We start from the raw sequence: 12,319 nt of genomic DNA on the forward strand, positions 1-12,319 counted from the left end.
TATCTGGCTTCTTTTATTTTGCCTGCAGCATGTCGGCGATTTGTGCCTGCCATGAGGAGATATCGCCAATATTGGCCGCTACCCACTGCGGGTTGTAGTAGGTTTCCAGATAACGTTCACCGCTGTCGCACAGCAGCGTGACGAGAGAGCCGGTGCGCCCCTCTTCGCGCATCCGCACGGCCAGCTGCAGTACGCCCCACATGTTGGTGCCGGTGGAGGCGCCGACCTTACGTCCGAGCAGCGTTTCCAGCCATAGCGCGGTGGCGACGCTGGCGGCATCCGGTACCCGCAGCATCTCATCGACCACGTCGGGAATAAACGACGGTTCGACGCGCGGGCGGCCGATGCCCTCAATTTTACTGCCGACCGGGCTGCGCAGGCTGGCGTCGCGGCTCTGCCAGTAGTCCATAAACACCGAGTTTTGTGGGTCAACCACCAGCAGCTGCGTATCGTAGCCCTGACTACGAATGTAGCGTCCGATGGTGGCAGAGGTGCCTCCGGTGCCCGCGCTCATCACGATATACGACGGCTGCGGATGCGGCTCGTGGTTCATCTGACGGAAGATACTGTCGGCGATATTATTGTTTCCCCGCCAGTCGGTCGCCCGTTCGGCATAGGTAAACTGATCCATATAATGGCCGTTCAGCTCGCGGGCCAGGGTTTCGGAGGCGGCATAGATTTCGCAGGCGCTATCGACGAAGTGGCAGCGGCCGCCGTAGAACTCAATTTGTTCAATTTTACGTTTTGCCGTACAGGAAGGCATCACGGCGATAAACGGCAGGCCTAAGAGACGGGCGAAGTAGGCTTCAGAGACGGCGGTCGAACCGGAAGAGGATTCGATAATCGTTGTCCCTTCTTTAATCCAGCCGTTGCACAGACCATAGAGAAACAGCGAGCGGGCCAGGCGGTGCTTCAGGCTACCGGTTGGATGGGTGCTTTCATCCTTCAGGTAGAGCTGGATCCCCGGGAACCCCGGAAGCGCCAGACGAATAAGGTGCGTGTCGGCGGAACGCTGATAATCGGCATTAATTTCACTAATCGCGTGTTTAACCCAGGCGCTGTTCATCTCAAATTCCTGTTTGTCATTTTGTGCCCAGCTTAGCGGAAATCGAAGGAAAAATTGTTGCCATTTAGCCTTTCAATTACAATGAATGGAGTAAATTTTTCTCCCAAGGTGCCCTATGTTAGATAAAATTGACCGTAAGCTGCTTTCTTTACTGCAAACCGACTGCACCCTCTCTTTGCAGGCGCTGGCCGATGCCGTTAATCTGACCACCACGCCCTGCTGGAAGCGCCTGAAGCGGCTGGAAGATGAAGGTATTCTGCGTGGACGCGTTGCGCTGCTGGATGCGGAAAAGGTCGGGCTTGGGCTGACGGCGTTTGTGCTGATTAAGACTCAGCATCACAGTAGCGACTGGTATTGCCGCTTCGTCAGCGAAGTCACGCAGATGGCGGAGGTTCTCGGTTTCTGGCGTATGGCGGGGGAGTATGACTACCTGCTGCGGGTCCAGGTGGCGGATATGAAGAACTACGACGATTTTTATAAACGCCTGGTAAACAGCGTGCCGGGGCTCTCGGATGTGACTTCGAGTTTTGCCATGGAACAGATAAAATACACCACTGCCTTGCCGATTGATTAACGGCATCAGCCGCTACGAATTACACACTCAGGATTTAACTGCTTGCGATTATTTGCCCAACTTAGCTGGTATTTCCGCCGGGAGTGGCGTCGTTACCTCGGCGCTATTGCTCTGCTGATCGTCATTGCCATTCTGCAACTGGTGCCGCCAAAGGTGGTGGGTATCGTGGTTGACGGCGTAACAAAACAACATTACACCGCGGAAAAGGTGTGGATGTGGATCGGCCTGCTGGTCGTTATTGCGGTGATGGTCTATCTGCTGCGCTACGTCTGGCGCGTATTGCTTTTCGGCGCCTCTTATCAGCTGGCCGTCGAACTGCGCGAGGATTTCTATCGCCAGCTCAGCCGCCAGCATCCGGCCTTTTACCTGCGCCACCGTACCGGCGATCTGATCGCCCGCGCCACCAACGATGTGGATCGGGTGGTGTTCGCCGCCGGCGAGGGGGTATTAACCCTGGTTGACTCGCTGGTCATGGGCTGCGCGGTGCTGATTGTCATGTCGACGCAAATCAGCTGGCAGTTAACCCTGCTGGCGCTGCTGCCCATGCCGCTGATGGCGCTGGCGATTAAGCGTAACGGCGATGCATTACACGAACGCTTTCGCGTCGCGCAGGCGGCCTTCTCCAGCCTCAACGACCGCACCCAGGAGAGCCTGACCAGCATCCGCATGATCAAAGCCTTTGGCCTCGAAGACCGACAGTCGGCGCTGTTTGCCGCCGACGCCGCGGATACCGGGTCGAAAAACATGCGCGTGGCGCGTATCGACGCCCGCTTTGACCCGACGATTTATATCGCTATCGGGACCGCTAACCTGCTGGCCATCGGCGGCGGCAGCTGGATGGTGATCCAGGGCAGCCTGACTCTGGGTCAGCTCACCAGCTTTGTGATGTACCTCGGCCTGATGATCTGGCCAATGCTGGCGCTGGCGTGGATGTTTAACATCGTGGAGCGCGGTAGCGCGGCCTATGCGCGCATTCGCACCATGCTGGAGGAGGCGCCGGTGGTGAACGACGGCAGCGAGCCGACGCCGGAAGGGCGCGGTACGCTTAGCGTCGCCGTGCGCGAGTTTATCTACCCGCAGGCGAACAAGGTCTCGCTGGAAAAGGTCAACTTTACGCTCCAGCCCGGGCAGATGCTGGGGATTTGCGGGCCGACCGGCTCCGGCAAGAGCACCATTCTGGCGCTGATTCAGCGTCATTTTGACGTCACCGAGGGCGATATCCGCTTCCACGACGTTCCCCTGACCCGGCTACAGCTGGATAGCTGGCGCGCCCGGCTGGCGGTCGTCAATCAGACACCGTTCCTGTTCTCCGATACCGTCGCCAGCAACATTGCCCTCGGTAAACCGGACGCCACGCAGGAGCAAATCGAGCACGTTGCGCGGCTTGCCAGCGTGCATGAGGATATCCTGCGCCTGCCGCAGGGGTATAACACCGAAGTCGGCGAGCGCGGCGTGATGCTTTCCGGTGGGCAAAAACAGCGTATTTCCATCGCCCGCGCGCTGCTGCTGGAGGCGGAGATCCTGATCCTTGATGATGCGCTGTCGGCGGTGGATGGCAGAACGGAGCACCAGATTTTGCATAACCTGCGGCAGTGGGGAGAGGGGCGGACGGTGATCATTAGCGCCCATCGCCTGTCGGCGTTGACCGAGGCCAGCGAAATTCTGGTGATGCAGCACGGGCATATTTCCCAGCGCGGTCGCCATGAGGCGCTGGCGGCGCAGCCGGGCTGGTATCGGGATATGTACCGTTATCAGCAGCTGGAAGCGGCGCTGGATGATGTCCCGCAGGAAGATAAGGAGGTCGCCGGTGCGTAGTTTCACTGAACTCTGGCCGACCTTAAAGCGCCTGCTGGCCTACGGCTCCCCGTGGCGTAAACCGCTGATGATAGCGGTTGCCATGATGTGGGTTGCGGCGGTGGCGGAAGTCAGCGGCCCGCTGCTGATCAGCTACTTTATCGACAATATGGTGGCGAAGCACTCGCTGCCGTTGAAGCTGGTCTGCGGTCTCGCCGTGGCCTATATCGGCCTGCAACTTCTTGCCGCTGGCCTGCATTATTGCCAGGCGCTGCTGTTTAATCGCGCGGCGGTCGGCGTGGTGCAGCAGCTGCGCAGCGATGTGATGGACGCCGCGCTGCGTCAGCCGCTCAGCGAGTTTGATACGCAGCCGGTCGGGCAGCTCATCTCGCGGGTTACCAACGATACCGAAGTGATTCGCGATCTCTACGTGACCGTGGTGGCGACCGTGCTACGAAGCGCCGCTTTGATTGGCGCGATGCTGGTGGCGATGTTCAGCCTTGACTGGCGGATGGCGCTGGTGGCTATCGCTATTTTCCCGGCGGTGCTGATCGTGATGATGATTTATCAGCGCTACAGCACGCCCATCGTCAGGCGGGTTCGCGCCTGGCTGGCGGACATCAACGACGGTTTTAATGAAGTGATTAACGGCATGGGCGTCATCCAGCAGTTCCGCCAGCAGGCGCGGTTCGGCGAGCGGATGCGCGAGGCCAGCTACGCCCACTATCTGGCGCGTATGCAAACCCTGCGTCTTGATGGCTTCCTGCTGCGCCCACTGCTGAGCCTGTTCTCTTCATTAATTCTCTGCGGCCTGCTGATGCTGTTTGGTTTCAGCAGCAGCGGAACGATCGAAGTCGGGGTGCTATACGCCTTTATTAGCTATCTTGGGCGACTGAACGAGCCGCTGATCGAGCTGACCACCCAGCAGTCAATGCTGCAGCAGGCGGTCGTGGCGGGCGAGCGCGTCTTCGAGCTCATGGACAAACCGCGTCAGGCGTGGGGTGAAGATAGCGAGCCGCTGCGCAGCGGGGCGATGAGTATCGATCATGTCTCTTTTGCCTACCGCGACGATAGCCTGGTGTTGCAGGATATTAATCTCGATATCCCGTCCCGCAGCTTTGTGGCGCTGGTTGGTCATACCGGGAGCGGTAAAAGCACCCTGGCCAGCCTGATGATGGGCTACTACCCGTTAACCCAGGGAGAGATTCGCATCGACGGTCGTCCGCTTTCTTCCTTAAGCCACAGCGCGCTGCGTCAGGGGATTGCAATGGTGCAGCAGGATCCGGTGGTGCTGGCTGACACCTTCTATGCCAACGTCACCCTCGGTCGCGACATCAGCGAAGAGCAGGTGTGGGAAGCGCTGGAAGCGGTACAGCTGGCGGCGCTGGCCCGTGAAATGGAAAACGGTATTTATACGCTGCTGGGCGAGCAGGGGAATAATCTCTCCGTTGGCCAGAAACAGCTGCTGGCGCTGGCGCGGGTGCTGGTCGATACGCCGCAGGTGCTGATTCTTGATGAGGCGACGGCCAATATCGATTCCGGTACCGAGCAGGCGATTCAGCAGGCTCTGGCTCGGGTGCGCGAGCACACCACGCTGGTGGTGATTGCGCACCGCTTATCGACCATCGTCGAGGCCGATACGATCCTGGTACTGCACCGCGGTCAGGCCGTTGAGCGCGGAAGTCACCAGCAGCTGCTGGCGGCCAGAGGCCGCTACTGGCAGATGTATCAGCTGCAGCTGGCTGGCGAAGAGCTGGCGGCCAGCGCGCAGGAAGAGTCGCTTATCGCCTGATGCACCATAAACAGGCAGCTGCGCCGCCGCGGCCTGAGGTGGTGCAAAATCGTCACAAGCTGCGCACTGAAATGGTGCAGTTTCAGGCAAAAGAGGCATTTTGCCGCTTCGTTTCCGCCGAATTATTCTCCTTCCTCCTCAAAAAGGGCCGCCTGGCGGTCCTTTTTCATTTCTGGCATAGCCCTTGCTTTATTAGAAACGTGTTAGCTGCGGCCATTACCGAATTCTGACTGGAGGGGACTTATGAAGCTGGTTACCGTGGTAATCAAACCATTCAAACTGGAAGACGTGCGTGAAGCATTATCTTCAATGGGTATTCAGGGCCTGACGGTCACTGAAGTTAAAGGGTTCGGCCGTCAGAAAGGCCACGCGGAGCTCTATCGCGGCGCGGAATATAGCGTCAATTTTCTGCCGAAAGTGAAGATTGACGTCGCGATTGCCGACGATCAGCTGGACGAAGTCGTCGATGTCATCAGTAAAGCGGCTTACACCGGAAAGATTGGCGACGGCAAAATCTTTGTCGCCGAGCTGCAGCGCGTGATTCGCATCCGTACCGGCGAATCAGACGAAGCGGCACTGTAACTTTCAGACCACACAGTGATGGGGAACGAAACAATGAAGATAGCAACAATGAAAACAGGTCTGGGAGCGTTGGCTCTTCTTCCGGGGCTGGCGATGGCCGCACCGGCGGTCGCGGACAAAGCCGACAACGCTTTTATGATGATTTGCACCGCGCTGGTGCTGTTTATGACGATTCCGGGCATCGCGCTGTTCTACGGCGGGCTGATCCGCGGTAAAAACGTTCTCTCCATGCTGACGCAGGTCATCGTGACGTTTGCGCTGGTCTGCGTACTGTGGGTGGTTTATGGCTACACGCTGGCCTTCGGCGCTGGCGGCAGCTTCTTCGGCAACTTCGACTGGGTACTGCTGAAAAATATTGAACTGAAAGCGCTGATGGGGAGCTTCTATCAGTACATCCACGTTGCTTTCCAGGGCTCCTTTGCCTGTATTACCGTTGGCCTGATCGTCGGTGCGCTGGCGGAACGTATTCGCTTCTCGGCGGTACTGATATTCGTTGTGGTATGGATGACGCTCTCTTATGTGCCGATTGCGCACATGGTATGGGGCGGCGGTCTGTTGGCTACGCACGGCGCGCTTGATTTCGCCGGCGGTACGGTTGTTCACATCAACGCCGCGGTCGCGGGGCTGGTGGGCGCCTACATGATGGGCAAACGCGTCGGCTTTGGTAAAGAAGCGTTCAAACCGCATAACCTGCCGATGGTTTTCACCGGTACCGCCATCCTCTACGTTGGCTGGTTTGGCTTTAACGCCGGTTCAGCAAGCGCGGCGAATGAAATTGCCGGTCTGGCGTTCGTTAACACCGTGGTTGCAACGGCGGCGGCTATCCTGGCATGGACCTTCGGCGAGTGGGCAACCCGCGGCAAGCCGTCACTGCTGGGCGCCTGTTCAGGGGCGATTGCTGGTCTGGTCGGCATCACTCCGGCCTGTGGCTATATTGGCGTCGGCGGCTCGCTGATTGTGGGTATCGCTGCGGGCCTTGCGGGTCTGTGGGGCGTCACCGTTCTGAAACGCTGGCTGCGCGTTGATGACCCGTGCGATGTGTTTGGCGTCCACGGCGTCTGCGGTATCGTAGGTTGCATCCTGACCGGTATCTTCGCCGCGACTTCTCTGGGCGGTGTGGGCTACGCGGAAGGCGTCACCATGGGCCATCAGGTTCTGGTACAGCTGGAAAGCATCGGTATCACCATCGTCTGGTCAGGCGTCGTCGCCTTTATCGGTTACAAGGTTGCCGATATGACCGTTGGCCTGCGCGTACCGGAAGATCAAGAGCGTGAAGGGCTGGACGTAAACAGCCACGGCGAAAACGCCTACAACGCCTGATAAAACGAGTTATCTCCTGAAGCTGCAGAGCCTCCCCTCGGGGAGGCTCTGCTTTTTTATGCGTTGCGATTACGCATGACGCCTTCCTGCACCGTGGAAGCCACCAGCGTACCGTCCTGAGTGTAGAACTCGCCGCGGACAAAACCGCGCGCGCTGGAGGCGGAGGTGCTCTCAACGCTGTACAGCAGCCAGTCGTTGATGTTGAACGGGCGGTGGAACCACATTGAGTGATCGATGGTGGCAACCTGCATGCCCGGCTCCAGAAAACCGACGCCGTGAGGCTGCAGGGCAACGGGCAGGAAGTTAAAATCCGAAGCGTAACCCAACAGAGACTGATGGGTGCGGAGATCTTCCGGCACTGCGCCGTTGGCGCGGATCCAGACCTGACGCGTTGGTTCTGCAACGTGTCCTTTCAGAGGGTTATGGAATTCGACCGGGCGAATCTCCAGCGGTTTATCGCAGAGAAATTTCTCTTTGACCTGCGGCGGCAGCAGGTGGGCCAGCTTGCGGGCAATATCCGTTTCGGAGGGAAGCGCGTCCGGAGCGGGTGCCGCTGGCATAGTTTTCTGATGTTCATAGCCGGGTTCTGGCGCCTGGAAAGAGGCGGTCATATAGAAAATGGGCTTCCCGTTTTGAATCGCCGCCACCCGGCGGGCGCTGAAGCTATTGCCATCGCGCAGGACTTCAACATCATAGATGATAGGTTTCAGGCTATCGCCGGGACGCAGGAAGTAGCTGTGAAACGAGTGAATCAGGCGTTCTGAGGGCACCGTCTCTTTTGCCGCATACAGCGCCTGACCCACTACCTGGCCGCCAAAGACCTGTCGCAATCCCAGATCTTCGCTCTGTCCGCGGAACAATCCCTCTTCAATTTTTTCCAGATTTAACAATGCCAGCAAATGGGTTAGTGCCTGACTCATAGTTATCCTCAATCAATGATGACTGCCTGGCGCAGCGCGTTATTGAGGCAAAGTATAACCTGGAATCGCAAGTGGTCCGATGGGTTCAATAATCTGAATATGGGCTCTTTTCCAGGAAGAGATCTGAGATCTGTGCCACACTTATTCACGATACTAATGTCCTGTCCCCGATTGTGGCTGGATGTACTCCTGTTAAAGAAGGGATGAAAAGGAGAAAAGAATGAAATTTGCCTATATGTTAAGTGCTTTAGCCGTAGCGGCTACGCTGTCTGCCTGTGCGAACAACCACAACAGCAATGCAGCGAACCAGGCGGCGCCCGATCCTTATGGCATTGCCTCACTAAGCTCCTCGCAGCAGCAGCCTAACGTATCCGGGACCATCAATATTCGACAGCGCGTGGCGTTACCGCCGGACGCGGTATTGACCGTAACCCTGTCGGATGCGTCTCTGGCCGATGCGCCAGCGCACGTGCTGTCGCAAAAAGCGGTAAGGACCGAAGGGAAGCAGGCGCCGTTTAACTTTGTCCTGCCCTATAACCAGGCGCAAATTCAGCCTAATGCCCGCATTCTTCTCAGCGCGGCGATTACCGTTAACGGTCAGCTGATGTTTATTACCGATACCGTGCAGACGGTGATTAACCAGGGCGGTAACCGGGCCGATCTGGTGCTGGTGCCGGTTCAGCAAACGGCGGTGCCGGTGGCGAACAACAGCGCTCCTGCTGCCCAGTAACTCCCCACCATGCCCCTTTACAGGGGCATTTTTTTGCCTTCAATAAATCCAGCGGTAGTGCTGGAGATCAATATGTCCGCTGCCTGAAACCTGGACGCCCTCCGCCAGTAGCGCCTGGCGTTGGCGCTGCAGATCTGGTCCGGTAAGGGAGATATCGCCGTGGCGGTTGACGACCCGATGCCAGGGGAGAGTCGATCCTTCCGGCAGGCGCTTTAATACTCCGCCCACCTGGCGAGCCGCTCGCGGTGAACCCGCCAGATGAGCAATGTCGCCGTAGGTGGCAACGTATCCCTCTGGAATCGAGGCGACTATCTGCCAGACCCGCTGCGGAAAAGTATCGTGAGAATCCATAGTACGTCCTGTTGCCGGAAAAGGCTCAGGATAAGCGTTGTATGACGGGCTGTACAGATAGCGGGTCAGGCCGATTTAACGATGGTAAATTCCAGCGCCAGACCCAGCACCTGCATGCCATGAACATTTTCATTCGCCGTATTGCTCAGCAGTGTTTCAAGAAACTTCAGGCGTTTTGACTGGGCGTTAATCACCAGCTTTGCGCGCATTGCCGGAAGCTTAAGCGTTGATATCGGATACACCACGCGACCGCTGACGTCGATGGGGAGTTTACGTAATTCAATGTGCTGAAGGACGCCGACGGTAGAGTAGAGCAGCGCGACCGGGGTGACGGCGAGCAGCTGATTATTGCTAATCGTCACAAAATCGAGGATGACCTCCGGACGCAGAAAGTTTAAACCGCGGAAGGAAACGGTCACTTCGGCGATGGCCGGCATCGCCAGGGTAGTGATTAAACGCGGTGATTCACTCATTCATATACCATTGAGACAGTGCGTTGATTAAAAAAGACGGTAGATAAGCCTCATTATGGCCGCTGGCGAGGATTTCCGCTGAGAGTGTGCTCGCAATCTCATAAGGGGATCGGGGCCATTTTACGGTGAGAAGCCGCTGTAGACGCGACTTTGCGCAATAAACCAGCACCCAATCGCCGGCGGCTTGCAATTCAGGGGTTCAGCAGGGATAATGCGCCAGCGCGTTAGGTAACTAACGTTCTCAATGGGGGCTCTGTTGGTTCTCCCGCAACGCTACTCTGTTTACCAGGTCAGGTCCGGAAGGAAGCAGCCAGAGCAGACGACGTGTGTGCCGGGATGTAGCTGGCAGGGCCCCCACCCATTTCAGGGTGCCCTCTCGCTATTCGCATTCATTCCATGGTTTCCCTCAGCCTTCATATTTAATATCCACAAATATATTGTGAGTATTTTTGGTTTCTAAACCCTCTATTTTTTATGCCAAAAAATTCACTACGTCATAAATTTGAAATTTAACTGAAATATTATTGTCATCTTTATGTCATATATAACGTGCAGATTATTCATGGGAAAATGTTGTTTGATATAAGCTAAAAATATATCTCTGGATCAGCATGTTAACTTCGTGTATTAATTATATGATGATTTTATTTCACGGGAAGCGTGACTATGACCACTGTGGTTCTGAACGTAAAAATTGATGGCGAGTTAAAAGAAAAGCTGCGTCAGTATGCGGAAGAAAATAACGAAAATTTAGGAACAGCTACGGAGAAACTGCTGCAGCTGGCCTTTCAGGTAGCGGAATCAGCAGACGAGGCGGGGGTTTCGGAAGAAGATATCGATAGCCAGCATACCGAAGAGGAAGCGTCTCCATTAACCCCTAAAGAAATCAAAGCATTACGTAAAATTCTGAAGAAGAAAAAATGAAACAACAACTCTCTACAGCCAGCAACTATAGCGAAGCCTGCGATATGCTGCGTTCCGGATACGTTAAGCACGTACGCCTGAACTGGAATATCGGTAGCGATGAGTTCTTTCGCATTGCCTCCGACTGGTGTGACACAGGGGCAAAAATAAAAAAAGATGAAGACGGCTTTATTATTTCTCTGAAAGGGTTTCCGATCCCGCGTCAGCATTAATGAAACTATTGCAATTTTGTCATCGGGCTGACACGTCAGAAAGACAAAATTGAAGCGCAATTTTATAAAAACATCTCATATGCGTCATGGATGATGGTTTTTGACGGGCTGGCTCCAGCCCGTCGATATTTTCTTAAATGATTTTCCTCAGGCGGAAACTCTCTTTCTGCTCAGTCAGACTATGCCACAACGGCTGCAATGTCGTAAACGCGCTGCGCAGTTCGTCATCCGAAAGGGTAAAGGGCAAACGCAAATAGCGATCAAACGCGCCGGCCAGGCCAAAGCGAGTTCCCGTCCCGATGTGAATTCCCCGGCTTTCAGCGCGAACGGAAAAGAGCGTCGCCAGCATTCCCGGTAATTCCACCCAAAAAGAGAGTCCTCCCTCCGGCGGCGTGAAGTGCCAGTGGGGAAAATATTCCGCCATCAGCGCGCCGCACATATCCCGGCGAGTCGCCAGCATGGCGCGCCGTGACGGTAGCAGCCTGTGCTCATTCTCAAGCAACCAGCAGCAGGCCAGCTGTTCCAGCAGCGGGGAGCCGAGATCGAGAGAGTCGCGGGCCTGAACCAACGAAGCAATGGTTCGCGAAGACGCGCGGATCCAACCTATGCGCAGGCCGCCCCAGAAGCTTTTTCCCGCTGAACCGATGGTTATCACCGGGGCATCAGGATTAAATGCCGCTAAAGGCGGCGGCGGCGGGGCGTCATACCATAAATCCACCATCGTTTCGTCTGCCACCAGCGTGGTGCGGGTTTGTGCGGCGATGTCCGCTACCCGCTGGCGCGTTGCGCTATCCATACAGCGGCCGGTGGGATTATGAAAATCCGGCATCAGCCAGGCCAGACGCGGAGCCGTTTGGGCAATCGTTGCCGCCAGACCGTCGCAATCCCATCCCTGCTGCGGTAACGCCACGCTAACCGGACGACATGATGCGCCCTGTATCGCGCTAAGCGCCATGGGGTAAGTTGGCGCATCTACCACCACCCGATCGCCGGGCCCGGTGAATAAACGCAGTACCAGCGCAAAGCCGCTAAGCGCCCCGTTGACGATCATCACTTCATCGCTGCGGGTTGGCAGCCCGCGTTCGCTATAGCGGCGGGCGATGGCTTCGCGCAGAAGCGGGAGCCCTTGTTGATCGTAACCGGTGTTGGATAAATGTTCAGGCATGATCTTTAAGGCCTGGCTGTAGGCCTGATGGATCTCGGGGCCGGCGCTAAGGGCGGCAACGGCCAGATTCACCGATAGCGGGTCCGTTTGTTTGGCCGCCGCCTCTACCGGACGCTCCGGCAAGGCGATCCGCGAACCGCTTCCCTGACGGCTGTAGAGATAGCCTTCTTCCCGAAGCTGACCGAGCGCGCTGGCAACCGTGGTGCGGCTGATATTCAGGGCAGCCGCCAGTTCACGTTCCCCAGGCAGTCGCGTTTCCAGCGCCAGGCGGCCATCGAGGATGAGCAGGCGCAGCGCTTCTGCAAGCTGACGCCAGATAGGCGTGCGAGAAGTGGACTCCTGCCAGTGACCGAGCAGCCGTACCAGCGATTGTGCACCAAAGCGACGAGATAACATAGCAATCCACTTTTTAAAAA

14 protein-coding genes and 1 other RNA gene are annotated in these 12,319 nt (G+C 56.7%); 10 read left to right on the forward strand and 5 right to left on the reverse strand.

The features are described 5' to 3' along the window. Window positions 1-13: 13 nt before the first annotated feature. Window positions 14-1,066: a PLP-dependent cysteine synthase family protein gene (locus tag ABLU88_RS13390; protein ID WP_025107161.1), complete on the reverse strand. Its 1,053-nt coding sequence runs from the start codon at window positions 1,064-1,066 to the stop codon at window positions 14-16. Between the two features lie 115 nt (window positions 1,067-1,181). Here ABLU88_RS13390 and ABLU88_RS13395 point away from each other — a divergent pair, with 115 nt between their 5' ends. From ABLU88_RS13395 to amtB, 6 genes are read left to right on the forward strand one after another with little or no spacing between them, the layout of a single operon-like run. Then, on the forward strand, window positions 1,182-1,640 hold the full coding sequence (locus ABLU88_RS13395) for an Lrp/AsnC family transcriptional regulator (RefSeq protein WP_004135994.1): 459 nt from the start codon (window positions 1,182-1,184) through the stop codon (window positions 1,638-1,640). A 42-nt stretch (window positions 1,641-1,682) separates the two neighbouring features. Further along, a complete protein-coding gene (locus ABLU88_RS13400) occupies window positions 1,683-3,455 on the forward strand; it encodes a SmdA family multidrug ABC transporter permease/ATP-binding protein (RefSeq protein WP_154919299.1) in 1,773 nt (590 codons plus the stop codon). Further along, window positions 3,448-5,226 carry a SmdB family multidrug efflux ABC transporter permease/ATP-binding protein gene (locus ABLU88_RS13405; RefSeq protein ID WP_025107159.1) on the forward strand — a complete coding sequence of 593 codons (1,779 nt, stop codon included), beginning with the start codon at window positions 3,448-3,450 and terminating at the stop codon, window positions 5,224-5,226. The genes ABLU88_RS13400 and ABLU88_RS13405 overlap by 8 nt, the downstream gene beginning before the upstream one ends. After that, entirely contained in the window at window positions 5,226-5,456 is a 231-nt protein-coding gene (locus ABLU88_RS13410; RefSeq protein ID WP_025107158.1) for a hypothetical protein, read from the forward strand. Before ABLU88_RS13405 ends, ABLU88_RS13410 begins: the two co-directional genes overlap by 1 nt. 13 nt (window positions 5,457-5,469) lie before the next feature. Beyond that, a complete protein-coding gene (gene glnK / locus ABLU88_RS13415) occupies window positions 5,470-5,808 on the forward strand; it encodes a P-II family nitrogen regulator (RefSeq protein WP_004099573.1) in 339 nt (112 codons plus the stop codon). A 33-nt stretch (window positions 5,809-5,841) separates the two neighbouring features. After that, a complete protein-coding gene (amtB, locus tag ABLU88_RS13420) occupies window positions 5,842-7,128 on the forward strand; it encodes an ammonium transporter AmtB (protein ID WP_004848284.1) in 1,287 nt (428 codons plus the stop codon). Window positions 7,129-7,184: 56 nt separating this feature from the next. Here amtB and tesB read toward each other — a convergent pair whose 3' ends face one another. Continuing rightward, window positions 7,185-8,048 (reverse strand): acyl-CoA thioesterase II, encoded by an 864-nt coding sequence (gene tesB, locus ABLU88_RS13425; RefSeq protein WP_004848287.1) that lies wholly within the window; start codon window positions 8,046-8,048, stop codon window positions 7,185-7,187. A 220-nt stretch (window positions 8,049-8,268) separates the two neighbouring features. Between tesB and ABLU88_RS13430 the strand changes: the two genes are divergently transcribed. Then, complete coding sequence (locus ABLU88_RS13430) at window positions 8,269-8,778, forward strand: YbaY family lipoprotein (RefSeq protein ID WP_004848288.1); 510 nt, start codon at window positions 8,269-8,271, stop codon at window positions 8,776-8,778. Between the two features lie 39 nt (window positions 8,779-8,817). Here the strand turns inward: ABLU88_RS13430 and ABLU88_RS13435 are convergent, their stop codons facing one another. Further along, entirely contained in the window at window positions 8,818-9,129 is a 312-nt protein-coding gene (locus ABLU88_RS13435; RefSeq protein ID WP_025107157.1) for an MGMT family protein, read from the reverse strand. Between the two features lie 65 nt (window positions 9,130-9,194). Next, window positions 9,195-9,602, reverse strand: a complete 408-nt coding sequence (locus ABLU88_RS13440; protein ID WP_025107156.1) for a hypothetical protein — start codon at window positions 9,600-9,602, stop codon at window positions 9,195-9,197. Window positions 9,603-9,856: 254 nt separating this feature from the next. Here ABLU88_RS13440 and ffs point away from each other — a divergent pair. From ffs to ABLU88_RS13455, 3 genes are all read left to right on the forward strand, one after another. Continuing rightward, window positions 9,857-9,953: signal recognition particle sRNA small type (gene ffs, locus ABLU88_RS13445), an RNA gene on the forward strand. Between the two features lie 315 nt (window positions 9,954-10,268). Continuing rightward, on the forward strand, window positions 10,269-10,526 hold the full coding sequence (locus ABLU88_RS13450) for a hypothetical protein (RefSeq protein WP_064374543.1): 258 nt from the start codon (window positions 10,269-10,271) through the stop codon (window positions 10,524-10,526). After that, window positions 10,523-10,738 carry a hypothetical protein gene (locus ABLU88_RS13455; protein ID WP_004129860.1) on the forward strand — a complete coding sequence of 72 codons (216 nt, stop codon included), beginning with the start codon at window positions 10,523-10,525 and terminating at the stop codon, window positions 10,736-10,738. The genes ABLU88_RS13450 and ABLU88_RS13455 overlap by 4 nt, the downstream gene beginning before the upstream one ends. A gap of 133 nt (window positions 10,739-10,871) precedes the next feature. Here ABLU88_RS13455 and ABLU88_RS13460 read toward each other — a convergent pair whose 3' ends face one another. Beyond that, window positions 10,872-12,299 carry a PLP-dependent aminotransferase family protein gene (locus ABLU88_RS13460; RefSeq protein ID WP_046876987.1) on the reverse strand — a complete coding sequence of 476 codons (1,428 nt, stop codon included), beginning with the start codon at window positions 12,297-12,299 and terminating at the stop codon, window positions 10,872-10,874. Window positions 12,300-12,319 lie beyond the last annotated feature (20 nt).

The sequence above is a fragment of the Klebsiella sp. GW_Kp182 genome, from assembly GCF_040062275.1.
Classification (GTDB): Bacteria; Pseudomonadota; Gammaproteobacteria; order Enterobacterales; family Enterobacteriaceae; genus Klebsiella; species Klebsiella michiganensis.